The organism is Massilia antarctica, assembly GCF_015689335.1.
Taxonomy (GTDB): domain Bacteria; phylum Pseudomonadota; class Gammaproteobacteria; order Burkholderiales; family Burkholderiaceae_D; genus Telluria_A; species Telluria_A antarctica.
This window is the reverse complement of sequence record NZ_CP065053.1, coordinates 6,856,018-6,880,677: the sequence shown is the minus strand read 5'-3', so window position 1 is coordinate 6,880,677 and position 24,660 is coordinate 6,856,018. Positions and strand designations below refer to the sequence as shown.

General features: G+C 64.7%; 21 protein-coding genes and 1 riboswitch. Of the genes, 14 read left to right on the top strand and 7 right to left on the bottom strand.

Annotated elements, in window-relative coordinates:
- Positions 1 to 15: 15 nt before the first annotated feature.
- From tolB to IV454_RS30145, 6 genes are all read right to left on the bottom strand, one after another.
- On the bottom strand, positions 16 to 1,281 hold the full coding sequence (gene tolB, locus IV454_RS30170; protein ID WP_054263558.1) for a Tol-Pal system beta propeller repeat protein TolB: 1,266 nt from the start codon (positions 1,279 to 1,281) through the stop codon (positions 16 to 18).
- Entirely contained in the window at positions 1,274 to 2,287 is a 1,014-nt protein-coding gene (gene tolA / locus IV454_RS30165; protein ID WP_206089300.1) for a cell envelope integrity protein TolA, read from the bottom strand. Before tolA ends, tolB begins: the two co-directional genes overlap by 8 nt.
- Positions 2,288 to 2,292: 5 nt before the next feature.
- Positions 2,293 to 2,727, bottom strand: a complete 435-nt coding sequence (locus tag IV454_RS30160; RefSeq protein WP_054263556.1) for an ExbD/TolR family protein — start codon at positions 2,725 to 2,727, stop codon at positions 2,293 to 2,295.
- Positions 2,728 to 2,739: 12 nt separating this feature from the next.
- On the bottom strand, positions 2,740 to 3,429 hold the full coding sequence (tolQ, locus tag IV454_RS30155) for a protein TolQ (protein ID WP_054263555.1): 690 nt from the start codon (positions 3,427 to 3,429) through the stop codon (positions 2,740 to 2,742).
- 29 nt (positions 3,430 to 3,458) lie between these two features.
- Positions 3,459 to 3,863 (bottom strand): tol-pal system-associated acyl-CoA thioesterase, encoded by a 405-nt coding sequence (ybgC, locus tag IV454_RS30150; RefSeq protein WP_206089299.1) that lies wholly within the window; start codon positions 3,861 to 3,863, stop codon positions 3,459 to 3,461.
- A 280-nt stretch (positions 3,864 to 4,143) separates the two neighbouring features.
- The gene (locus tag IV454_RS30145) at positions 4,144 to 4,890 is read right to left on the bottom strand and encodes an SDR family NAD(P)-dependent oxidoreductase (protein WP_206089298.1); all 747 of its coding nucleotides are present in this window, start codon (positions 4,888 to 4,890) and stop codon (positions 4,144 to 4,146) included.
- A 129-nt stretch (positions 4,891 to 5,019) separates the two neighbouring features.
- Positions 5,020 to 5,130, top strand: a riboswitch (ZMP/ZTP riboswitch).
- A 102-nt stretch (positions 5,131 to 5,232) separates the two neighbouring features.
- Between IV454_RS30145 and glyA the strand changes: the two genes are divergently transcribed.
- The 14 genes from glyA (at position 5,233) to IV454_RS30075 (ending at position 21,802) form a co-directional block, all read left to right on the top strand.
- On the top strand, positions 5,233 to 6,480 hold the full coding sequence (glyA, locus tag IV454_RS30140; RefSeq protein WP_206089297.1) for a serine hydroxymethyltransferase: 1,248 nt from the start codon (positions 5,233 to 5,235) through the stop codon (positions 6,478 to 6,480).
- A 38-nt stretch (positions 6,481 to 6,518) separates the two neighbouring features.
- The gene (gene nrdR / locus IV454_RS30135) at positions 6,519 to 6,986 is read left to right on the top strand and encodes a transcriptional regulator NrdR (protein WP_054263551.1); all 468 of its coding nucleotides are present in this window, start codon (positions 6,519 to 6,521) and stop codon (positions 6,984 to 6,986) included.
- Positions 6,987 to 7,145: 159 nt separating this feature from the next.
- Positions 7,146 to 7,727, top strand: coding sequence for a type IV pilus modification protein PilV (gene pilV, locus IV454_RS30130; protein WP_206089296.1), 582 nt, complete (start codon positions 7,146 to 7,148; stop codon positions 7,725 to 7,727).
- On the top strand, positions 7,724 to 8,671 hold the full coding sequence (locus IV454_RS30125; protein WP_206089295.1) for a PilW family protein: 948 nt from the start codon (positions 7,724 to 7,726) through the stop codon (positions 8,669 to 8,671). Before pilV ends, IV454_RS30125 begins: the two co-directional genes overlap by 4 nt.
- 6 nt (positions 8,672 to 8,677) lie before the next feature.
- Positions 8,678 to 9,298, top strand: coding sequence for a pilus assembly PilX family protein (locus tag IV454_RS30120; RefSeq protein WP_229521921.1), 621 nt, complete (start codon positions 8,678 to 8,680; stop codon positions 9,296 to 9,298).
- Positions 9,295 to 13,104 (top strand): pilus assembly protein, encoded by a 3,810-nt coding sequence (locus tag IV454_RS30115; protein WP_206089294.1) that lies wholly within the window; start codon positions 9,295 to 9,297, stop codon positions 13,102 to 13,104. The genes IV454_RS30120 and IV454_RS30115 overlap by 4 nt, the downstream gene beginning before the upstream one ends.
- A 23-nt stretch (positions 13,105 to 13,127) precedes the next feature.
- Positions 13,128 to 13,577, top strand: coding sequence for a type IV pilin protein (locus tag IV454_RS30110; protein ID WP_206089293.1), 450 nt, complete (start codon positions 13,128 to 13,130; stop codon positions 13,575 to 13,577).
- The gene (locus IV454_RS30105) at positions 13,574 to 14,143 is read left to right on the top strand and encodes a GspH/FimT family pseudopilin (RefSeq protein WP_206089292.1); all 570 of its coding nucleotides are present in this window, start codon (positions 13,574 to 13,576) and stop codon (positions 14,141 to 14,143) included. Before IV454_RS30110 ends, IV454_RS30105 begins: the two co-directional genes overlap by 4 nt.
- Positions 14,144 to 14,378: 235 nt before the next feature.
- Positions 14,379 to 16,214, top strand: coding sequence for an ATP-binding protein (locus IV454_RS30100; protein WP_206089291.1), 1,836 nt, complete (start codon positions 14,379 to 14,381; stop codon positions 16,212 to 16,214).
- Between the two features lie 106 nt (positions 16,215 to 16,320).
- Positions 16,321 to 17,220 (top strand): subclass B3 metallo-beta-lactamase, encoded by a 900-nt coding sequence (bla, locus tag IV454_RS30095; RefSeq protein ID WP_206089290.1) that lies wholly within the window; start codon positions 16,321 to 16,323, stop codon positions 17,218 to 17,220.
- A gap of 291 nt (positions 17,221 to 17,511) precedes the next feature.
- The gene (gene ribD, locus IV454_RS30090) at positions 17,512 to 18,588 is read left to right on the top strand and encodes a bifunctional diaminohydroxyphosphoribosylaminopyrimidine deaminase/5-amino-6-(5-phosphoribosylamino)uracil reductase RibD (protein WP_206092909.1); all 1,077 of its coding nucleotides are present in this window, start codon (positions 17,512 to 17,514) and stop codon (positions 18,586 to 18,588) included.
- 6 nt (positions 18,589 to 18,594) lie between these two features.
- The gene (locus IV454_RS30085; RefSeq protein WP_206089289.1) at positions 18,595 to 19,224 is read left to right on the top strand and encodes a riboflavin synthase; all 630 of its coding nucleotides are present in this window, start codon (positions 18,595 to 18,597) and stop codon (positions 19,222 to 19,224) included.
- An 89-nt stretch (positions 19,225 to 19,313) separates the two neighbouring features.
- Positions 19,314 to 19,787 (top strand): GNAT family N-acetyltransferase, encoded by a 474-nt coding sequence (locus tag IV454_RS30080; protein ID WP_206089288.1) that lies wholly within the window; start codon positions 19,314 to 19,316, stop codon positions 19,785 to 19,787.
- Between the two features lie 74 nt (positions 19,788 to 19,861).
- The gene (locus tag IV454_RS30075) at positions 19,862 to 21,802 is read left to right on the top strand and encodes a S9 family peptidase (protein ID WP_206089287.1); all 1,941 of its coding nucleotides are present in this window, start codon (positions 19,862 to 19,864) and stop codon (positions 21,800 to 21,802) included.
- Between the two features lie 18 nt (positions 21,803 to 21,820).
- Here the strand turns inward: IV454_RS30075 and IV454_RS30070 are convergent, their stop codons facing one another.
- Complete coding sequence (locus IV454_RS30070; protein WP_206089286.1) at positions 21,821 to 24,637, bottom strand: M16 family metallopeptidase; 2,817 nt, start codon at positions 24,635 to 24,637, stop codon at positions 21,821 to 21,823.
- Positions 24,638 to 24,660: the final 23 nt, after the last annotated feature.

The window sequence follows — 24,660 nt, the reverse complement described above, 5'->3', positions numbered from 1 at the left end:
GGACTTGGTTTCTTTTTACTTCATGAAGGGACCCCAGTTGGGCTCCCTGATGTTTCCTGCCTGGGTTGTTAAGCGCTGCTTGACCCTTCCATCGACCGACACCACAGCCAGCGAAGTACGGCCGCCGCCTTTGGTTGCGTACATGATGTATTTGCCGTTGGGCGAAAAACTCGGTTCGGTGGCCGCATCGGCCAGGCGCAGTTCCTGGCTGCTGGCCAGGTCCATCGCATAGAGGGAATAGCCACCGTCGCGCTGGGATACCCAGGCCAGGGTTTTGCCGTCCGAGGAGACGCGCGGGCTGATATTGTAACTGCCATTGAAGGTGACGCGTTGTGCGTTGCCGCCGGCCGCAGGCATTTTGTAAATTTGTGGACCGCCGCTGCGGTCGCTGGTGAAATAAATGGTCTGGCCGTCAGCCGAAAATTGCGGTTCGGTATCGATGCCGTTACTGTTCGAGACGCGCCGCAGGCCGCTGCCATCGACACCCACCACGTAGACCTGGGTATGGCCGTCCTTCGACAGCGCCACCGTCAGGCGGGTGCCGTCAGGCGACCAGGATGGCGCCGAGTTGCTGCCTTTTTCATTGACCACGATCTTGCGCCCGCCCGTTACCAGGTCCTGGACGTAGATGATCGGCTTGCGTTTTTCGAACGAGACGTAGGCGACCTTGGTGCCGTCCGGCGACCAGGCAGGGGAAATGATTGGTTCGTTCGAGCGCACCGCCACCTGCACCGCTTCGCCATCGGCATCGGCGATTTCGAGGCGGTAATCGTGCGCGCCGCGGTTTTCGTTCACGTAGGCGACGCGGGTGGCGAAGGCGCCCCGGCTGCCGGTCAGCTTTTCGTAAATATCGTCGGCGATCTTGTGGGCCGACAGGCGCGTGTATTTCGCTTGCGCGGCCTGGGTCAGGCTCGACAGCTGGTTGGTCTTGATGGTGTCGTGCAGCTTGTAGCGCACTTCAAAGCGGCCGTCGGCCAGCTTTTGCACGCTGCCCACCACCAGCGCATCTGCGCCGCGCGATTTCCACTGGCTGTAATCGATCGTCGAGGTTTCCGACAGGGTGCTGCCGCCATCGATAATCTTGAACATGCCGCTGCGTTCGAGGTCGGCGCGGATGATGGCCGAAATCTGCGCCGGCGCCACGCCTTCCTCGGCGAAGGCGGCAATGGCGATCGGAATCTGGTTGCTGCCGACGCCGATGACTTCCACGCGCATTTGCGCGTAGGCCGACGAACCGGCGATCAGGGCGCCGGTCAGGATCAGTGTGCTGAGTTTAGTCATGGTTTTTCTGGGTTTCCTTCAATTTGAATGCCGCGGGAACTGAACGATCTACCGTACCATCTTTTTTCCGTGGCAGCGGCGACGATTTGGCAATCGCGTTTTCCACCGCCTGGTCGTACGCCGGCACACCGCTGCTCTTGATCTTCTTGACCGACTTGATTTCGCCGGTCGGCCATTGTTCGATCTGGTAAATCGCTTCCGGATCGCCGGCCATGCTGGTGCTGCCCGTGTAATTCAGGTTGCTCTTGATCTTGGCGCCGATCGCGCCGTAATAACTCGGATCGCCTTTCGGCCCACTCTTGTGCTCGCTGTCACCAGGGCCGCCGGGGCCGCCCGTGATGCGGCGCATTTCGGCATCATGCAGCTGGTCGAGTTTCTTCTTTTCCTCGGCCAGTTTCTTGTCCTTGGCGGCTTTCTCGGCCTTGGCGGCTTTCTCCTGGGCCAGCTTCTCGGCCTTGTCGGCGAGCTTGTCCTGTTCCGCCTTTTCCTGTTCGTGCTTCTTCTGATCGAGCTTCTTCTGCTCGGCCAGTTTCTTTTGCTCGTCGAGTTTCTTCTCGTCGCGTTTCTTTTGCTCGGCCAGCTCCTTGCGGGCTTTCTCGAGGTCGCGCTTTTCCTCGGCCAGGCGCTGCTCTTGCTTGAGTTTCTGTTCCTTGAGCTTCTTTTCGCGTTCGAGCGCGATGTCCGGCGGCTTGACGGCCGGCGGTTTTTCGACCGCTTTTTCCACGGCCTTCTCCACCGGCTTGGGCGGCGGCACCGGCTTGACCACGCGCGGCGGCGGTGGCGGCGGGTCGTCGCGCGCCGACGGTCCGGCTTGCTGCACTTTCATGTCCCACACTTCGGCCTCGGTGGTGGTCGGGGCGACGTTCTGCCAGCTGATGCCGGCCCACAGGAACAGCAGCAAGCCGGCGTGCACCGCCAGCGCCAGCAAGATGGCCGGGGTGCGGCTCGGCTCCGGCGGAACAATGTAAGGGCCGCCAGCATGGGCGGCGGGGGTCAGGGGCGCCATCGTCTTCACTTGGTGGCGAGGCCGACCCGGTTGATGCCCATCTTCTTCGCTTCGGAAATGAGCTGGATCACGTCGTCGTACTTGCTCTCGCGGTCGCCGGCAATCATGACCGGGTACTCGGGGTGCTCGCCATGCAAGGTGCGCAGGCGGCGCAGCACGGCGGCGCGGTTCGCCAGTTCCTCGGGCGCGGCGCTGTTCTTGCCGTTCACGCCGATGCTCAGGCTGGCGTTGGGCTTGAGCACGATCTGGATATAGTCGTCAGGCGGCAAGGACGATTTTTCCGCGCTCGGCAGGTTGATCACGCTCGGGCTGTTGGCCGGCGGCACGACCATGAAAATGATCAGCAACACCAGCATCACGTCGATGTAGGGAACGACGTTGATTTCGGACTTGAACTTGCGTTTGCGTCCGCCGCGCAGGCTGCTGGAAAACGATGCCATGAGTGCCTCCGATCAGCGCGACTGGCGCTGCAAGATGTTCGAGAATTCTTCGACGAAGCTCTCGAAGCGGATGGCCAGGCGGTCGATATCGTGGGTGAAGCGGTTGTACGCGACCACGGCCGGAATGGCCGCGAACAGGCCGATGGCGGTCGCGATCAGGGCTTCGGCAATGCCGGGCGCGACGGCGGCCAGGGTGGCTTGCTGCACGTTGGCCAGGCCGCGGAAGGCGTTCATGATGCCCCACACGGTGCCGAGCAGGCCGATGTAAGGCGAGACGGAACCAACCGAAGCCAGGAAGTTCAGGTGCGAATCGAGGCCGTCGAGTTCGCGCTGGAAGGCGGCGCGCATGGCGCGCCGGGCACCGTCGAGCACGGCGCCGGTATCGAGCGGGTCGCGCTGGGAAGAGGCTTGCTTGCCCTTGATGAACTCGCCCATGCCGGCCTCGAAGATGCGCGCCAGCGCGCCGCTTTGCTCGCGTGTGGTGCTGGCGTTCTGGTGCAGGGTGTGCAGGTTGCCGCCGGCCCAGAAGCTGCGCTCGAACTGTTCGGTCTGCTGACGGGCGGCGCGCACGGCAAAGGCTTTGCGGAAGATATAGGTCCAGCTCATGATGGACAGGCCCAGCAAGAGTGCCATGATCAATTGCACGATCAGGTGCGCGTTACCGATCAGGGCGAGAAAGGAAAGGTCTTGGGCTGCATTCATGGGCGTTGGATTTTTCTAGATGTGAAGTGTCAGGCGGCACGCATTTTAGCAGCGGTTGCGTCGGGCAGGGCGCGTGGCCGCAAGGATGCGGCATCGACGCAACCGACCTTGACCCGTGCGCTGGCCAGCAAAACGTCGCCGTGCCAGGCTTGCTGGAGGAACAGGACCGATGCGTGCCCCAGTTTTTCTATGCTCAATGTCAAGTTTAATGCATCATCGAGGCGGGCTGGCGCGTGATAGTCGATGCTGGCATTCTTGACGACGAAGATCGCGCCGTGTTCGTCGCGCAGCGCCTGTTGGCCGACCTTGGCCGCGCGCAGCCACTCGGTGCGGGCGCGTTCGAAGAATTTGAGGTAATTCGCGTAAAAGACGATGCCGCCGGCATCGGTGTCTTCGTAATAGACCCGTACCGGCCAACTGAATACTGAGGGCATTTCATTTGCCATAAGTGAATATTGGAAACATTTTACGCGATTTCCGGGCTGTAAATGTACGCAAGCGTACATAAAGATGACCCAGCGCGGGTGGGGTGGGGCACAAGTAGACGTGAGTGATAGCGAAGTGCCAAGTTCTGTAACAATCGCTTACATGGGCTGTACTTGTGTTACTTGCCGCTCCGTCGTACCCGCGCAGGCGGGTACCCAAGTTCTGCTGTAGCCATCGGCAGATCGACATACTTGGGTCCCCGCCTGCGCGGGTACGACGTGGGAGGCCTCAGGTGCGCTTGATCGCAAACGGCGAGAACCCCTGGCAAGTCGGCATCATCTCGATCGTATTGATATTGATGTGCGGCGGCAGCGTGGCGATCCAGAACACCGTCGCCGCGATATCCTTGGCCGTGAGCGGCACCGTACCTTCGTACACCTTGGCCGCAGCCGCATCGTCGCCCTTGAAGCGCACATTGGAAAACTCGGTCCCCCCGCACAAGCCCGGCGCCACGTTGGTCGCGCGCACGCCCGTGCCCGCCAAATCGGCGCGCAGGTTGAGCGTGAACTGGTCGACGAACGCCTTGGTCGCCCCGTACACATTGCCGCCCGGGTAGGGGTAGTGGCCCGCCACCGAGCCCAGGTTGATGATCAAGCCGCTGCCGCGTTCGACCATGGCCGGCAGCAGGGCCCGCGTCATCGTCACCAGCCCGGTGCAGTTGGTCGCGATCATGGTTTCCCAGTCGGCCAGCGGGGCTTCGTGGGCTGGCTGGGTACCGAGCGCCAGCCCCGCATTGTTGATCAGCACATCGACCTGGCGCCACGATTGCGGCAGCATCGACAAGGCTTCATTGATCGATTCCTTGCAGGTGACGTCCATGACGATCGGCAAAGCCAGGTCGCCCAGCTCGGCCGCCAGGGCGTCGAGCCGGTCCTTGCGGCGGCCGCTGATGACGACCTGATGGCCGTGATTGACGAAAGTACGCGCCATTTCGGCGCCGAAGCCGGCGGAGGCGCCGGTGATGAAAACGATCATAGGGTGTCCTGAAGAAGTACGAAGCTGTGCTCAATTGTAGTCCAAGTCACTGGATTGACCGCTAGCTGCCATTTAGGCAAGTCCATTCCTTGCCCTATTCGAGGACTTAACTTACAATTTGGGCTCCATTACGTCTCACGTAACTGGCGAAAAGTCGCGGCGCATTGCTGCCTGGCGGCGAAAGGTGGGCATCCACCGGGGAACGTGAGATTTCATCAGCCGTTCGCCTGGGCAGCCACCGATGGAAGCGCACGATGAGGCTGCCTGTTCCATTTCCGACGGCTCCCCTCATTCGATCCTTGCAATCAGGTGCCTCGCACTCTTATCGATTGGAGTTTTTTCATGTTTTCAAAAGAACACACGCTCGCCCATGTTGACCCGGAATTGTGGGGTGCAATCCAGAAGGAAAACGCACGCCAGCAAGATCATATCGAACTGATCGCGTCCGAAAACTATACCTCGCCAGCGGTCATGCAAGCCCAGGGCTCGCAGCTGACCAACAAATATGCCGAAGGCTATCCAGGCAAGCGCTACTACGGCGGCTGCGAATTCGTCGACATCGCGGAACAATTGGCGATCGACCGTGTCAAACAACTGTTCGGCGCCGAAGCGGCCAACGTGCAGCCGAATTCCGGCTCCCAAGCCAACCAGGGCGTGTTCTTCGCCATGCTCAAGCCGGGCGACACCATCATGGGCATGTCCCTGGCCGAAGGCGGCCACCTGACCCACGGCATGGCGCTGAACATGTCGGGCAAGTGGTTCAATGTGGTGTCCTACGGCCTGACCGAACAGGAAGACATCGACTACGAGGCCATGGAGCGTCTTGCGCATGAGCACAAGCCAAAAATGATCATCGCCGGCGCATCGGCCTTCTCGCTCAAGATCGATTTCGAGCGCTTCGCCAAGGTCGCCAAGGCCGTGGGCGCGTACTTCATGGTCGACATGGCGCACTACGCCGGCCTGATCGCCGCCGGCGTGTACCCGAACCCGGTCCCGCACGCCGACTTCGTCACCTCGACCACGCACAAGTCGCTGCGCGGCCCGCGCGGCGGCATCATCCTGATGAAAGCCGAGCACGAAAAGGCCATCAATTCGGCGATCTTCCCCGGTATCCAGGGCGGCCCGCTGATGCACGTGATCGCCGGCAAGGCCGTCGCCTTCAAGGAAGCGCTGGAGCCATCGTTCACCGAGTACCAGAAGCAGGTCGTCAAGAACGCCGACGCGCTGGCCAAGGCGCTGATCGCACGCGGCCTGCGCATCGTTTCCGGCCGCACCGAATCGCACGTGATGCTGGTCGACCTGCGCGCCAAGAACCTGACCGGCAAGGAAGCTGAAGCCTTGCTGGGCGCCGCCCACATGACCTGCAACAAGAACGGCATCCCGAACGATCCGCAAAAACCGTTCGTGACCTCCGGCATCCGCCTCGGCAGCCCGGCGTTCACCACGCGCGGCTTCAAGGAAGAAGATGCGACCACGGTCGGCAACCTGATCGCGGACATCCTCGACAATCCGAACGATGCCGGCGTCGTCGAACGGGTCAAGGCCGAAGTCAAGAAGCTGACCGACAAGTACCCGGTCTACGCGGCTTGATCTAAGCTCACCTCACTTAACAGCGAGCCCGGCGCCCCATGAAATGTCCTTTCTGTCAGCATGAAGACACGCAAGTGCTCGATACGCGCGTCTCCGAGGAGGGCGATTCAATCCGGCGCCGGCGCCGCTGCGTCAAGTGCGACAAGCGCTTCACCACCTATGAACGGATCGAATTGTCGATGCCGATCATCGTCAAGAAAAACGGTAGCCGCACCGAGTACGCCTCGGCCAAGCTGCGCGGCAGCCTGATGCTGGCGCTGCGCAAGCGGCCCGTGTCGGCCGAAGCGATCGACGGCGCGGTCGCCTCGATCGAGGAAAAGCTGCTCACCAGCGGACAGCGCGAGGTCGATACCGGCCACGTGGGCGAACTGGTCATGCAGGAATTGAAACGCCTCGACAAGATTGCCTACATCCGCTTCGCCTCCGTGTATAAAAACTTCGAAGACCTGGCCGAGTTCCAGGAAGCCATTGCCGAAGTAGGCCACGAGCGCAAACCACGAAAATAGTTCAGCTCACACGCTTGAGGCAGGCCATGCGCGCCTGTCCCCACCGCTGTTAACGTAGCTCCCACGCGATCCGGATCATTCGACCACGCACCTTGCAGGCACGCCTGCGCGGCCGCGGCGCCATGACCGGATGTGTCTGTTCAACGTTGCGGGGGAGTCATGCGCTTACTGCGAAAACGTGTCACTGGCGGATTCACGCTGATCGAAGTGCTGGTGGCGGTGCTGCTGCTTGCCGTCGCCATCCTGGGCGCGCTCGGCACGCAGCTTGCGGCGCTGCGCACGCGCCAGGGATCGGGCCTGATGTCGCGCGGGGTGCAACTGGCCAGCAGCCTGGCCGGGCGCATGCAGGCGAACGCCGGCCAGATGCTGCGCGACGACCTCGGCAACCCCTACCTGCAACTGCGCTACGATGCGGCCGACGGCGCGCCGCCACCGGCGCCCGCGCAATGCTATGGCATGGACCGCTGCAGCAGCGCCCAGCTGGCCCAATTCGACATCGCCGACACGGTGGCCGCGCTGCATGCGGGCTTCCCCGGTGGACGCATCGCGGTCTGCCGCGACGCCGCCGTGTGGGATGCGTCGCGCCGGGCGCTGACCTGGGAATGCGCCAGCGCGGCCGGCGCCCCCGTCGTGATCAAGCTCGGCTGGCGCGCCAGGCGGGCCGATGGCGCCGCCGATGCCGCGGCCGGCGCACCATCGGCGCCGGCCGTGGCGCTGATGCTCGGTACGGGTGCGCCGTGAGCGCGCATGCGGCGGCGCGGCGCGGACCGCTCCAGGCCGGGCTGACCCTGGTGGAATTGCTGGTCGCGCTGCTGCTCGGCCTGCTGGTTTCACTGGCCGCGGCATCGGTGCTGGTGTCGGGCCAGACCGGCTACCTCGCCCAGGTCGAACTGGCGCAGGTGGACGAGGCCGGCCGTTTTGCGCTGGACATGATCGAACGCGCGGCGCGCCAGGGCGCTTTTGTCGACCTCGACCGTGAAGACGCGCCGCCGTCGCCGGCCAGCGTTGCCGCCCGCATCGGCGGGCTGGATGACCACGTGCTCGGTGGCGGGGCCGGCATCGACAGCGCGCGCGCGGGCGGCGTCAACGGCAGCGACGTGCTGGCGCTGCGCTTCGATGGCGTGGGCGAGGGCGCCGAGGGCGATGGCAGCATGCTCGGTTGCGCCGGCTTCGGCGTGGGGGCGGGCGGCGAGGGCTGGAGCATTTTCTATGTCGCCCAGGCGGCGGGCGGCGAAGCCGAGCTGCGCTGCAAATACCGGGGCCAGAAAAACTGGCGCAGCGATGCGCTCGTGGCGGGTGTCGACACCTTCCAGGTGCTGTACGGCCTCGACACCGATGCGCCGGCCGACGGCCTGCCCAACCAGTATCTCAGCGCGGACGCCATCAACGCGCTCGATGCCGCCCTGGCGCTCGATGGCGCGAGCCCGGCCGAGCGCGAGCAGGACTTGCGCCGTAAAACCCACTGGAAACGGGTGGCCAGCATCAAGGTGGCGCTGCTGCTGCACGGCGCCCGGCGCGGCATGCCAGAGCGCGAGCCGCAAGCCTACGACCTGTTCGGCGCGGGCTACGGCGGCGCGGCCGACCCCGGCACCCGGCCCGATGAAGCGCGCATGCCGCCTTCGCTGCGCTGGCGCGAACGGCGCAGCTTCGCCGCCACCATCGTGCTGCGCAATGCGGCCCTGTGAGATGTCATGACGCACGCTCCCCACCTCCTCGACCGCCAGGATGGCGCCGTCCTGCTGACGGCACTGTTCGTGCTGCTGGCGCTGATGATCATCGGCGTGTCCGCCGCCCGCAACGCGCTCGACGGCGAAAAATCCGCCCGCCACGAGCGCGACCGGCACATCGCCTTCCAGGCGGCCGAGGCCGCGCTGGCCGATGCCGAGCGCGATATCGAAGGCGGCAGCGATCCTCTGTCGGGGCGCGCGGCGCTGTTTGCCCGTGGCAGCGCGCTCGGTTTCGTCGACGGTTGCGGAGCCGACACCGAGGTCAATGCCGGACTGTGCCGGCATGTGCCCGCGCGAGCGGCGTGGAAAGGCGCCGACCTGTCGGGTAATGACGGACCGGTGCCGGGCGGGGTCGAATACGGCCGCTTCACGGGCGCGCGACTGCCATCGGGCAAAGGCACCTTGCCACTGAAGCTGCCGCGCTACCTGATTGAACTGTTGCCACCCACCCGGGCCGGCGCCGATGCCGCCCGCCCGCCGGCGAACTTTTACCGCATCACCGCCATCGGCTTCGGCGCGCTCGACACTACCCGGGTGGTGCTGCAATCGTTCTATCTCAAGGCCGTGCCGGAGGAGGCGCCATGAAGCCGCTGCGCGCCTGCGTCGGCCATTTGCTGGCACTCGTGCTCGTTTGTGGCGCCTGCCTGGCATGGGCCGCGCCGCCCTTGGTGTTGCCCGACGGCGTGCTCGGCGCGCCCGGCCAGTTGCCGCCCAATCTGCTGCTCAACCTGTCGCTCACGTTCGAGGATGCCGGCGCGGCTTACCGTGGCGAGTACGCGAACGGGCTTGACTATCCCGGCTACTTCAATCCGCGCCTGTGCTACCAGTACCCGACCAGGGCGCACTCGCGCTCCGTGCGCGAGCCCGACCTGGATGAGCGCAACGGGTATTTTTCGCCCGCCGGGCCGGCCGATGCGCACCGCTGCGGCGGCGACTCTTTCAGCGGCAACCTGCTCAACTGGGCCGCGGCATCCACCCTCGACCTGGTGCGCCTGGGCTTGACCGGGGGCGACCGTGTCATCGATGAGCCCGGCATCACCGTGCTGCAGCGCGCATGGCTGCCCGATGGCGCTGTCCATCCCGATTTCTACGCCCATCCGCGGCATTTTCCGCGCAAGAAGCTGGCGGCGGCGGACAGCGCGACCTTGACGCCGTTCGGCAATGCGGACCTGTACATCGTGTCCTGCCGCAACCGCGTACTGTTCAGCGGCACCGGCAAGGGCGGCAACTGCGATTCGCCCCGCTACGGCGCCAGCGGCGCGCGGCTGGTCTCCGACAAATTCCATGGCGAATTTCTCGCGCGCGTACGGGTCTGCAACGTCGACGACAGCACCAGCCGGCCCGGCTTGTGCCATCCCTACGGCGCCGGATACAAGCCGGAGGGTGCGCTACAGCGGCATGCGGGGGCGGTGCGCATCGGCCTCATGGCATATCTGGCGGCGATGCGCGAGAAAGGCGCGGCGCCGGACGGCGGAGTCCTGCGCGCGCCGCTCAAGTTCATCGGCGAGAAGGCCTTCGATGCGCGCCATGAAGCGCAGGCCAACCAGCGCGCCGAATGGAACGCCACGACCGGCGTGCTCGTGCCCAATCCCGACCGCAGCAGCGGCGCGGCCAGCGGCACGATCGCGGCCATCAACCTGGCGGGCAGGAGCCATCCGGCCACTGCCGGCAGCTATGCGGCCAGCGATCCCGGGGCCGAGCTGTATTACGAAGCCCTGCGCTACCTGCAAGGGCGCGAACCTGGCGTCGGTGCGGGCGTAGCTCCCGGCGACGGCTTGCCGGCGTGGTCGAGCCGGGCCGACCCGGTCAGCGCCGCCTGCCAGCGCAACGTCATCGCCACCATCGGCCACACTGCTTTCATCGACGACCGTCATGTGCCCGGCAACACCAGGACCGACCACAACGATACCGCGCGCGCCGTCGACACCTTCGCTCCGGTCCGCTTCGACGTCATGCAGGCAACGCGCCGCGTGGGCGACATGGAAGCTGACCGCGGCGGCGTTTTCGGCAACGGCGCGCCCAGGCCGGACTTGAGCGGGCTCGACCTGCGCAACGACGGCCCGGACGGCGCGGGCAGCCTGTATCTGGCCGGTGCGGCGTACTGGGCGCACACCAACCCGATCCGGCGCGACAATCCCGTCACGGTCAGCAGCATCGCGCTCGAGCTCGGCCCTGAATCGGACAAGGGCGCGAGCGCACTTTACCTGGCCGCCAAATATGGCGCCTTCACCGACCGCAACGACGATGGCAATCCCTTCATCACCTCCGGCAACCGGCACGACAATACCGAATGGAGCGCCGACGGCAGCACCCCGGCGGGCTTTTTTGCCGCGCGGGACGCGCATGCGATCGGGCCGGCCATTGACGCCCTGTTCGCCGCGGCCGGCAATGCCGGCGGCGCGACGCCGGGCGCCACCGTGGTCAGCCCGGTGGTCAAGGGACGCGGCTTCATCCTCCAGGCCAGTCACGACCTGGCCGCCGGAAGCGGCACTCTGCAGCGCCGCGCGCTGGCCATCGGCAAGGGCGGCGAACCGGCCATCGCCCCGGCGCCGGACTGGGACGCTTCCGACCTGCTGAGCGGGAACGCCAGCGCAGCGCCGCCGCTGCCACCCTTGAACCCGGCGGCGCGCAAGATCTATACCCTGGACTACCGGCCGGACAAGACGGTCACGATTCCTTTTGAATGGCCGAGCCTGCCTCAAGACTCGCGTGCGCTGCTCGACGTTTCCCTCGCCGGTGGCGCGGCGGACGGGCTGGGCGAAGCCCGCACCGCCTTCCTGCGCGGCGAACGCGGCATGGAGGAAGGGCGCAAGGGTGGCGTTTTCCGCCGCCGCGCAAGCGTGCTTGGCGACATCGTCCACAGCGTGCCCTTGCTGGTCGGGCCGCCGCCGGCATCGCGCTCCGACCCGGCCTATGCCGATTTCTACCGGCGCCACCATGCGCGCCCCGAGGTGGCCTACGTCGGCGCCAACGATGGCATGCTGCACGCCTTCGACACGGCCAGCGGCGCCGAACTGTTCGCCTATGTGCCCAATGCGCTATTGCCCGCGCTGCCGCTCCTCGCCAGCCCTGGCGTGCGCCACCGGCCTTATGTCGACGCCAGCGCCGGCAGCGGCGAAGCGCTGGTGGACGGGCGCTGGCGCACCATCCTCGCGTCCGGCATGGGCATGGGTGCGCGCGGCGTGTTTGCGCTCGATATCTCCGACCCCGCCGCCTTCCATGCTGGCTTGGGCGCGCTGTGGGAATTTACCGAGCGCGACGACCCGGCCATGGGCCATGTGGCCGCGCCGCCTCTGGTCGCGCGCTTTCGCGTCGCCGTCAAGGATGGCGTGCCGCTGTACCGCGACTTTGTCGTTGTCAGCAGCGGCATCAACAACGGCAGCGCCGATGGCGACGGCGCGCTGTTCCTGCTCGCGCCCGACAAGCCCGCCTCGCAGCGCTGGCGGCGCGGCGTCAACTATTACCGCTTCGATGCGCCGGCGTCCGACCGTGCACTGGCCAACGCGCTGTCGCCCCCGGCGCTGGCCATGGCCGGCGACAGCAGCGTGCGCCACGCCTACGCGGGCGACTTGCAGGGCCGGCTGTGGCGTGTCGATTTCAGCGGACCGGCGCCATGGGGTTCGGCCGTCTCGCCCCTGTTTGACGCGCGCGACGCCGGCGGGCGGCGCCAGCCGATGACGCACGCGCCCCGCATCGTGTTCGCCCCCGGCGGCGGCTACCTGGTGCTGTTCGGCACCGGCAAGTTCCTGGAACAGGCCGATACCGAGCGCAGCAGCTTTCTGCCGCAATCGTTTTACGCCGTCCACGACGCCGCCGGCAAGCCGCTGCCGCCCCTGTCGCGCGCCCGGCTCGCGCCACGCACCCTGACCGGCACGGCGCGCTACACGGTCACCGGCGCGCATATCGAGTTCGGCGGGCCGGAAGCGCCGGACTCTCCCAAGGGCTGGTTCTTCGATTTCCCCCAGACCGCGCTGGACGGCGAACGGGTTGTCGCCAGCCCGCTGTCCAGGGCCGGAACCTTGATCGTGGACACCTTGCTGCCCGGCGCCGACCTGTGCACCGGGCCGGCGTCGCGCAGCTACGTGATCGACGCACTGAGCGGCTTTGCCATCGGCCCCGACGGCGTGGCCCGTTCCGGGGAAAGCACGGGCGAGCGCTACGCCGCCCTTGCCGGCGTGGCGCCGCTGATGATCGCGGCCGGCGTCGACAGCGGGGTGCCCACCGCCACCGGACGCGCCGAGGCAGTCCACACCTACGCCATCGTGCGCCCGCAGGAAGGCGGCAAGGCTGCGTCGACGCAGCAGGTCATCGTCAGGTTCCCGTCGCGCCGCCTTGGCTGGCGCGAAATACCCAACTGGCAAGACCTGCACGACGCCAGCAAGAAAAAATGACCACTGAGCGAAGGGAGTCGGCAATGAAACGCAGCCAAGGCTTTACCCTGATCGAAACGATGATTGTAATGACGATCGTCGTCGTGCTGGCCGCGCTGGCCTATCCCGGCTACCAGGACTTCATCATCAAGGCGCGCCGCGCCGAAGCCCAGGCGGTCCTGCTTGAACTGATGCAAAAGCAGGAGCGCTATTACACCCAGCACAATAGCTACCTGGCGTTTTCGGCCGACGCCGGCAGCCCGGAGCAGGCACACTTCAAGTGGTGGTCGAGCGGCAGCGCCAAGTCCAGCGCCTACGAGTTGCGCGGCCAGCCTTGTCCGGGCCAGACGATTACGCGCTGCATCGTCATCGAAGCCATCCCCGGCACCGACCGGGTCGACTCCACCTTCCGCGATGGCGACTGCAAAACCCTGGCGCTGAGCAGCGGGGGCGAACACACGGCCAGCGGCGCCGCCGCCGGTTGCTGGCCATGAACCGTGCGCGGGCTTGCCCCGTGCAGGCGTTTTCGCTGGTCGAGCTGATGACGGTGCTGTTCATCGCCGCCATCGTGCTCGCCGTCGCCATGCCCGACGTGCGCGCGCTGATCCGCCACTACCGGTTCAACGCGGCGGTGAACGACCTCGCCGGCGCCATCGACATGACGCGCACGCAAGCGATGGCGCGCGGCCAGCGCGTCATGCTCGCACCGGCCGACCCTGGCGGCGCCGACTGGAGCCTGGGTTGGGTGGCATTCGTCGACCGCGACGGCGACCGCCGGCCTGGCGCCGCCGACGAACTGGTTTCCATGCACGGCCCGGTCGGGAGCGGTATCGTCGTCAGCGCCGTGTTCACCAGCCAGAAATTGCCCGACTACCTTGCCTACAACCCTGCCGGGCGCAGTTGCAGCGCAAACAGCAGCGCCGCCGCGCGCTGGGGTACGCTTTCGCTGTTCCAGGACGGACAGACGCGCCGCATCAAGATCAATATGCTCGGCCGCGCCCGCGTGTGCGACCCCGCGCGCGACGGCGCCGACTGCGCTGGCGAAGAGGAAGAGCCTTAGAACGCTTGATAAAACCTCATACTTGCGACGAGAGCAACAACCGCGTACACTTAGCTATTCCGGCCGTCCGCTATCGGCCAAAAGCGGACATCACAAGATCAAATCAATCGGGTATCGGTAGCGCAAAATCAAACCGGGTGTGATCTGGGGAGCAATTGTCACATTTTGACGTGTATCGGCTGGTACAATTGCTCTTTTATAGGTGTGTTACCTGCGCTAATGTAAGGGGACACGTATGTCCACGCAACGCCAAAATCCGACTCTCCATCAATCTCATCCTCCACCTCATTTCGTACGCTTCTACCAAGACGAGGTCACGCTTCTGAGCGAGGTTGCCGAGTTCATTGAGCAGGGATTGCGCACTAGTGGCACGGCAATTGTCATTGCTACCAACGATCACATAACTGCGTTGCAAGATCAGCTGCAAGGGCTGGCTTCCTTGAACGGCGAGGAACAACCCCTAAAGCACCTGATCGTGCTGAATGCGGAAGACACGCTAGCGCTGTTCATGGTCGACGACTGGCCGGACGAGCGGCTGTTTGACCGCACGGTCGGCAGTGTCGTCCGCAGTGCCTGTGATTCTGGAACAGTAGTTCACGCGTTTGGTGAAATGGTCGCTGTACTATGTTCCCGCGGCCTGTATAACGCAGCAGTGCGGCTTGAAGAACTGTGGAACAGCTTGGCTCGGGAATGCCGGTTTGCGCTTTTTTGTGCCTACCCATGGCAACAATTTTCGAGGCCCGGAGACGCTGCTGCGTTTCAACGCATTTGCTTCGCGCATGACCAAGTCTGTCATTCGATCCAGGCTCTAGAGAAGAGCGATCCAGATGTGTCTCGACAGCTCGCCATCCTGCAGCAGGAGAATCATGCTCTGCGCTGTGAGGTTGTCCGAGGCAGAGAAGCGGAAGCGACACTGCAGGACCGCGAGCGGGAATTAATGGACTTCCTGGAGAACGCTGCCGAAGCCCTGCACCGCGTTGGACCAGACGGTACGATCCTATGGGCTAACAAGGCCGAACTAGCGATGCTCGGTTACCGATGGGATGAATATGTGGGGCATCACATCTCGGAGTTCCATACCGACTCCGATGTCATCGCGTCCATCCTGACCCGCCTGCAGCAAGGACAAACTTTGCTTGACGAGCCAGCGCGGCTGAATCGCAGGGACGCCTCAATCCAGCATGTGGTCATCAGTTCAAACGGTTGCTTCGAGAATGGCCACTTGCGCTACACCCGTTGTTTCACACGCGACGCGACCGAACGCCACTTGCTGGTACAACTGCACCGTGAGCGAGAAGTCCTGGTAACAAAACTCTCCGAAGCCAACCGTGCGAAGGACGAATTCCTTGCGATGCTCGGCCATGAATTGCGAAATCCGCTCGCGCCTGTCAGCGCAGCTGCAGAGGTGCTCAAAATCGTCGCGAACGATCCTGAACGGGTGCAACATGTGGCTGGTGTCCTCAAGCGGCAAGTACGGCACATGACTGGCCTGGTTGACGATTTGCTTGACGTCGCTCGGGTCACGCGGGGTCTGATCGCTCTCGACACGTCCGTGCTCGATCTTCGTGCGATCTTAACTGATGCCGCAGAGCAGATTGCCTCGCGTGTCCAAGCTAGCAATCAAAGCTTGCAGCTCGACATCCCGCGCGAACCAGTGCTTGTCATGGCCGACCGCAAACGCATCGTCCAGGTTGTGGCTAACATCCTCGTCAACGCCAACAAGTTCACACCAAATGGCGGCACCATCAATATGCGCTTGCGTGCCGATGTGGGCGAAACAGAATTGATCGTGTCAGACACAGGCATTGGCATGGATGAGGAACTATTGGCACACTTATTCGACCTGTTCGTGCAGGGGCGTCGTACGCCCGACAGAGCTCAGGGGGGGCTAGGTCTTGGACTTGCCTTGGCGAGGAGTTTGGTGGAGCTACACGGAGGGTCGATCGCTGCTGCCAGCAAGGGTACCGGTATGGGAAGTACATTCATAATCCGCTTGCCGCGGTTGCCGAACGATCTTGGCAATGCAGATAATGAGCGAAGTGGACCCAAACTCGTCCCAATCCTTGGATAGCGGAGCAAATTGGATCTCTTCAATGGTGGCGCTGACGCTGATCAATCGCCGCGTGCTGTGATGTCGTCACCGGGACAGGCATCCTTCAATTATTCTCAGAACAAAAATGAAAAAGCAACTTCTCGGGTGTTCCATGTTTTTCTTAGGAGCATTCCTCACCGCTGCCAGTGCGGCAGACTGGTATGCGCCGCAAGACCCTTTCCGATTGCTTGGAAATACCTATTACGTCGGCACGGGCGGGATAAGTGCTGTGCTGATGACGTCGTCCGCGGGACACATCCTCGTCGATGCCGGCGGCCCCGAGGCAGCGGCCCAAGTTGTGGCGCATATTCGCAAGCTGGGCTTCCGGGTTGAAGATATCCGCTACATCCTCAATTCGCACGCCCATCAGGATCATGCTGGCGCCATCGCGGATTTGCAGAAGCTGAGCGGTGCAACCGTGCTGGCCAGTCCGGCCGCGGTCCTGGTGCTTGAGAGCGGTCAGCCAGATCGGGCCGATGCGCAATATCCGAACTTGACTCCCATGTCACCAGTCGCACACACTCGCGTGGTGCGTGACGGCGAAACCATCCACCTCGGGCCGCTGGCCGTGACCGCGCACTTCACGCCAGGACACACCAAAGGCGGAACCAGCTGGACCTGGCAAGCCGAAGAAAATGGGCGGACCGTGAATGTCGTGTTTGCCGACAGCCTGACTGCGCTAGCCGCCAAAGGCTTGCGTTTCAGCGGTAATCCGCTTTACCCGCAGGCGCAGGCGGACGTCGAGCGCTCGTCCGTCACCATCGAAGCGCTGCCTTGCGACGTCCTCGTCTCTGCGCATCCGGAAGCTGGCGGCCTGTGGGAGCGCAAGGCTCAACAGGCGGCACTCGGCAATGCCGCCTTCATCGATGCCGACGCCTGCCGTCACTATGCGGCCAAGGCGCGCGCGAGCCTTGCCCAGACGCTCATTGCTGAGGCGGCTCTCGGCAAGACGAGCGCAAATCAAAGGCCCACATCCGGCCAGTAAAGGCAAGCCCGGCGCCAAATACCACGTCCGTGGATGTGGCTTCATCGATTCTGCGGACTGCGCATCAGCCACGAGCGGCGGGCGGACAATCACCAGGCCGTCCTTTCGCTTTCCCGCTCTCTCATCTGTTGGAGCTGCGTCGAGAGGTTTTGCCGGGCGTTCCCGGCCTGTTCCGGCGGGCAGGCGTTGCCGCCGGTACGCCCAGCGGGCGGGAACGGCTGTCTTGGCGTAAAATCGCGGTCAGCCATTTACGCTGGGATATCCGTGCAATTACTTACCGATTCTGCCGCCATGACACTGGCCCTCGACTGGGCCGCCAAAGGGCTGTACACGACCTCGCCCAATCCGCGGGTCGGCTGCGTCATCGTGCGCGACGGCGTGGTCATTGGCGCCGGGCATACGCAACCGGCGGGCCAGGCCCATGCCGAAATCGATGCCCTGCGCGATGCCGAGGCCCGCGGCAACGACGTGCGCGGCGCCACCGCGTACGTCACCCTCGAACCGTGCAACCATCATGGACGCACCCCACCGTGTTCTGAGGCGCTGGTGCGGGCCGGCTTGGGCCGGGTCGTGGCCGCCATGGTCGACCCCAATCCCCTGGTCGCTGGCCAGGGGCTGGCCAAGCTCGCCGCCGCCGGCATCGCCGTCAGTTCCGGCCTGCATGAGGCCGAAGCGCGCGAACTCAATGTCGGCTTCCTGTCACGCATGCAGCGCGGTGTGCCCTGGGTCCGCCTCAAGACCGCCGCCAGCCTCGACGGCATGACGGCCCTGCACAATGGCGCCAGCCAATGGATTACCGGACCCGAGGCGCGTGCCGACGGCCACGCATGGCGCGCGCGCGCTTGCGCCATTCTCACCGGCATCGGTACCGTCAAGGCCGACGACCCACAATTGACCGTGCGCGGCGTCGATACCCCGCGCCAGCCGCGCCGCATCATTGTCGACAGCCGGCTCGAGATCGATCCCGCCGCCCGCGTGCTGGCGGGCGCCCCTTGCTGGATCGTGGCTGCCGTGCCCGATCCCGCCCGGCAAGCCGTGCTGCGCGCCGCCGGGCACGACGTTATCCTGCTGCCCAACGAAGCCGGCAAGGTCGATCTGCCGGCCCTGATGCGCGAACTGGGTCGGCGCGAGATCAACGAGCTGCACGTCGAAGCCGGCGCCAGGCTGGGCGGATCGATGATCCGCGAGGGCTGTGTCGATGAACTGCTCGTCTACCTGGCGCCTAGCCTGCTGGGCGAAGCCCAGGGCATGTTCGCGCTGCCCGCCTTGAGCAGCCTCGACCAGCAACAACGCCTGCGCTTTCACAACGTTCACCCGCTGGGCGAGGATCTGCGCATCCTCGCCCGCTTCACTCACACCAAGGAATAGACCAGCATGTTTACAGGAATCGTCGCCGCCGTCGGCAAGATCAGCTCCGTCCAAGCAATCGAAGGCGGCCTCGATGCGGGTGTCCGGCTCGACATCGATGCCGGCGGCTTGCCGCTGGCCGACGTCGCCCTGGGCGACTCCATCGCCATCAACGGCGCCTGCATGACCGTGGTTGCCAGGACCGACACGGCGTTCAAGGTCGATGTCTCGCGCGAAAGCCTCAACTGCACGGCCGGCCTCGATGTGCCCGGCGAGGTCAACCTCGAAAAAGCACTGACCCTGGCCGAGCGCCTGGGCGGCCATCTGGTATCCGGCCACGTCGACGGGCTGGGGCTGGTGCACCGCTTCGAGGCCGTCGGCGAATCATGGGAACTGGTCATCGACGCCCCGCACGACTTGGCCAAATTTCTTGCATTCAAGGGCTCGGTCGTCGTCAACGGCGTCTCGCTCACGGTCAACCGGGTGGAAGACCTGGACCTCGCTTCGGGCAAGCTGTGCCGTTTCTCGATCAACCTGATTCCGCACACCATTTCCGTCACCACGCTCAAGCATTTGCGTGCCGGCAGCAAGGTCAACCTGGAAATCGACCTGATCGCCCGCTACGTCGAGCGCATGCTCTCGGTCGGCAAGGCCTGACCGGCATCATTTTCCGCGGCCGGCCCGCGCGGCCGCGCCGCTGCCACCTGGTTCAACCGCGCTCCAGCGCAATCCAAAAAAAGCCGCCGATGATGATCACCCTGCAAGCCGTAACCGAAGACAATTTCGACACGATTGTCGAGCTGCCCTTGCTCCCTGAGCAGCAAGACTACCTCGCCAGCAACGCCTATTCGATCGCGCAAGCAAGTTTTTACCCCGACAGCTTTTTCACACGCGCCATCTATCTCGACGACAAGCCTATCGGATTCCTGATGTACGTGTCGCTCGCCGACGAAGGCGAGCCGGGCGCGTACGCGATCTACCGCTTCATGGTCGACAGCGGCGAGCAGGGCAAAGGCTACGGGCGGCGCGCCATCGGCTTGGTGCTCGACGAAATCCGCAGCCGTCCCGATGCAAGGGTCATCCAGATTTGCTACTGGCCAACGAACCCGACGGCAAAAGACTTCTACGCCAGCCTGGGCTTCGTTGAAACCGGCCTGGACGAGGAGGGCGAAATGTATGCCGAAATCCGCCTTGACGGCGCCGCCCCGGCTGCTTTATAACCATTTTCGGCGTCAGTTCCGGCGTGCGGGTAGGACCTTAGGCGATCCAGTCTTTCACACACAACAGCACTCCAATGGCACACCTGCACACAATCGTGTTCTCCGCCATGATGGCCGCCGCCGCTCCCGCGCTGGCCGAGCCAGCCGCCCTGCGCGACTACCGCGGCCTGGCCATCACCGCCGACGGCAAGCGCATCGCCACCCTCGAATCGCTCGATCCGGGCGGCCTGCCGCTGCGCCCACACGCCATCGTGGTCGTGCGCGACGCCGCCAGCGGCGCCATCCTGGCCCAGTACGACCCCTGCGCCACCTGCATCTACGACCATCCGGCCTGGTCGCCCGACCAGCAATCGCTGGCCTTCATCAGCGCCGACACAAGGGCCGGCAGCGCCACCGTCTACGTCGCCGGCTCCGCGGGCGCCATGCCGGTCGCCTCGATCAAGGGCGTGGCCAGCACCGCGCGCTGGTCGCCGGACGGCAAGCTGATATCCTTGCTGGCCACCCTTGGGGCGAAAAAGCTCGCCGGCGCGGTCGAAGCGGGCGCGCGCCAGATCGGTGAAATCGGCACCCAGGAAGACGCCCAGCGCCTGGCCTTGATCGCCCCGCGCGGCGGCGAACTGACCATGCTCTCCCCGCCCGACAGCTACATCTACGAATACGACTGGACCCCGGACGGCAAAGGCTTCGTCGTCACCAGCGCCAGGGGCAATGGCGACAACAACTGGTGGGTCGCCACCCTCGGCCACGTGGATGCCGCCAGCGGCGCGCTGCGGGTGCTGGCATCGCCAAAGATGCAAATGAATATTCCGCGCGTCTCGCCCGACGGGCGCAGCGTCGCCTTCATCGGAGGCATGATGAGTGACTTCGGCGCGGTCGGCGGCGACGTCTATACCGTGCCGCTGTCCGGCGGCGAGCCGCACAACGTCACCCCGCGCTTGGCCGGCTCCTTCAACGGGCTGGCCTGGCAGGGCAGGCAGTTGATTGCCTCGGCGCTGGTCGGCAGCGAGCACGCGGTGCTAAGCATCGACCCGGCCAAACGCAGCACGCGCACCCTGTGGTCGGGCGCCGTCGGCGCGGCCGGCTCGCGCCAGGGACGCTTCGTCTTCAGCGCCGATGGCGCCATCGCCGCCTCCGTGCATGAAGATTTCGCGCGCGCGCCACGCATCGTCGCCGGACGCTTGCCGCGGCTGGCCGCCATCACGCGCGACAACGATGGCTTCGCGCCGCAGGTGCGCGCCACCAGCGTCGAATGGACCAACGAGGGCTTCAAAATGCAGGGCTGGCTGCTCGCGCCGCTGGCGACCGAGCCGGGTAAAAAATATCCGATGGTGGTACAGGTGCACGGCGGACCCGCATCGGCAGCCTCGCCGCGCTTCGTCTCCGGCGGCGAACAGGCCAACCCGCTGCTGCGCGACCTGGCGCGCAAGGGCTACTACGTGTTCCTGCCCAATCCGCGCGGCAGCTTCGGCCAGGGCATTGCCTTCAGCGGCGCCAACAAACGCGATTTCGGCGGCGGCGACTGGCGCGACATCCTGGCCGGCGTCGACGCCGTGCTCAAGACAGCGCCGGTGGACGCGGGCCGCCTCGGCCTGATGGGACACTCTTACGGCGGCTTCATGACCATGTGGGGCGTCACGCACAGCGACCGCTTCAAGGCCGCGGTGGCCGGCGCCGGCATCGCCAACTGGATCAGCTACTACGGCCAGAACGGTATCGACCAGTGGATGATTCCCTTCTTCGGCGCATCGGCCTACGACGACCCGGCCGTGTACCGGGCCGCCTCGCCGATCGAATCGATCAAGGCCGCCAGGACGCCAACCTTGCTGTACGTGGGCGAGCGCGACGTCGAAACGCCGCCGGTGCAGTCGATGGAGTTCTGGCACGGCTTGCGCGCCATGGGCACGCCCACCGCGCTGGTTGTCTACGATGGCGAAGGCCACGCGATCCGCAAACCCGAACACCAGCGCGACCAGCGCGCCCGCACGGTGGGGTGGTTCGAGCGCTATCTCAAGTAAGGAGCTGGGCGCGGCGCATCATTTTTCCGGATACAGCACCAGCTGCACGTAATTGTTCATGTCGAAGTAGCGCCGCGCGGCCTGCTTGAGCTGCTCCGGCGTGATCGCCTCCACCTTCTTCGGATACGCCAGGATCTCGTGCGGATCGCTGCCCTGCAGCTCGGCCGCCTGCAGGCGGTTGATCCAGTAACCGTTCTCGCGCAGCGATTTCTGGTGGTTCTGCAGCCAGTTCTGTTTGACCTTGTTCAAGTCCCCCAGGTCCGGCCCTTGCTCCTTCATGCGCGCAATTTCGGCCATCGCGGCGGCGATCACCTTGTCCACATTGGCCGGCCCGGTCGGCAGCGAGGCCGTGATCAGATAATTCTCGTACGGGTATTTGCTCAAGCTGCCGTTCATGCCGCCGCCGTAAATCAGGGCCAGCTTTTCGCGCAGGATGTCGGTGATCCGGATGTTCATCACTTCCAGCATCGCCTGGAAACGCATCGCTTCGTCGTCCGAGTACGGCGCCTCGCCGCTGAAATTGAGCGACACGCTGCTCTTCGCTTCCGAGCCGCTGCGCACTTCCTTTTTCACCACCCCGCGCACCGGACGTACGCCGGCATCCTTGTAGCCGATCTCGATATCGCCTACCGGCAGCGCGCCCAGGTAGGTCGCCAGCAGCGGCTTGACCTTGGCCATGTCAAAACTTCCCACGAAAATGAAGGTCATGTCTTTCGCGCTGAAAAAGCGCGCGCGGTAGACCGCCAGTGCGCGTTCCAGATCGAGCTTGTCGAAGTCGCCCGGGCGCGCCGTACGGCCCACGCGAGGATTGTCCTGGTACAGGGTGCTCACCAGGGTGTCGCGAAACACCGATTCCGGCTGCGCCATCGCATTGCGCGCCGCCTCCATCTGCTTGCCGACGAAGGACTTGTACAGGCCCTCGTCGCGACGCACGCCCGTCATGCGCAGGTACACCAGTTGCAGCATGGTTTCCATGTCGTCGTTGGCGGTGCTGCCGGTGATGCCGTCCACATGGTTCCCCAAGGTGACGTTGACCGTGGCGGCCTTGCCCGCCAAAATTTTCTGCAGCTCGAGCGGCGAGTGGTCCTTCAGGCCCATCGTGCCTACCACCGCATTCGCGTAGCGCGCGTTGATGATGTCGGCATCGCCGAACAGGGTCTGGCCGCCGAAGCGCGCCGCGCTCATGATCACTTCGTCGTTGCGGAAGTCGGTCGGCTTGAGGATCACTTTCACGCCGTTCGACAAGGTCAGCCTGGTCAGTCCCAGCACCTTGTCTTCGCTCTGGGCGACGATGCTGCCGCCCGCCGGCGGCTTGTCCATCAGCTCCGTGGCCAGGGTCTTTTGTTCCAGCGCGCTCACTGTCACTTTTTCGGCCGCCGCCACCGCCGCCAGCAGCTGGGCGCTGCTCGGCGCCGGGGAATCGCCCTTGGTGCTGCCCATGTACACCACCAGCTTGGCCGAGTCGGCCGGAATGGTGGCGCGCGCGTAGCGGTTCATTTCGTCGAGGGTGATCGCCGGCAGCAGTTCGCGCACGTAGGCGAATTCGTTCTCGATGCCAGGGATGCTTTCCTGTTCGAGGAAGTTGCGAACGTATTCGCCGACATAGCTGCTCGAATCGGTCTTGTCACGTTCGTTGTAGGCCAGTTCGTAGTGGCGCATCATGTTCTTGCGCGCCCGCTCGAATTCCTGGGCGCTGAAGCCGAACTGGCGCGTGCGCGCGTTTTCCTGGATCAGCGCCTCGATGGCCGGCGTGGCGCCGCCCTTGCCGAGGGCGGCGAAGGCGTTGTACGAGTTGTAGCGCGGCGTGAGCTTGCCCACCGAGCTGCTGCCGGCCATGAACGGCGGGTCGGCTTGCTGCGCCAGTTCCTGCATGCGCTGGCCCAGCATGCCGGTAAACAGCGCCTCGACCAGCTTTTCGCGGTAGGCCCCGAACGTGCCCTTGTCGATCGCTTCCTTCACCGGATAGCGGATCAGCAGCGCATTGGCGGTCGCTTCCTTGTCGGTGACGACCAGCGCCTCGGTATGGGCGCGCGTGGGAATGGCGGCGTAAGTGCGCGCGCGCTCCCTGGCAGGATTTTTCAGCTGCCCGAAATGCTGTTTGATGCGCCGCTCGGCATCGAGCGGGTCGATGTCGCCCACCACCACCACTGCCATCAGGTCGGGCCGGTACCAGTCCTTGTAGAAGCGCCGGATAGCCTCATGCCTGAAGCCCTTGATGATGCGTTCCTGCCCGATCGGCAGGCGCCGGGCGTACTGCGAGCCGTTGTACAGCTTCGGCATGAGCACCTTGTTCATGCGGTCGTTGGCGCCTTTGCCGAGCCGCAGCTCTTCCAGGATGATGCCGCGTTCCTTGTCGATGTCGGCCGCGTTCATGGTCAACCCGCCGGCCCAGTCCTGCAGCACCAGGAAGCCCTTGTCGATGTTGTCGCGGTTGTCGGTGGGGATGGGCAGGATGTACACCGTTTCGTCGAAGCTGGTGTAGGCATTCAGGTCGGCGCCGAACTTGACCCCGATCGATTGCAGGTACGAGATCAGTTCGTGTTTCTTGAAATTGGTCGAGCCGTTGAAGGCCATGTGTTCGGTGAAGTGGGCCAGCCCTTGCTGGTCTTCGTCTTCCAGGATCGAGCCGGCCTTGACGACCAGCCGCAGTTCGAGTTTTTTCTCGGGCTTGGCGTTGTTCTGGATGTAGTACGTCAGTCCGTTGGCCAGCTTGCCCACCTTGACCTGCGGCCCTGCCGGTATCGCGTCGCCCAGCTTGATCGCGGCCTGGGCGCCGAAGACACACGCCATCAGGAGGGTAGCCGCACAGGCGGATCGAACGAAATACTTGGTCATCGGCGTCTCTGCAATATGTTTGG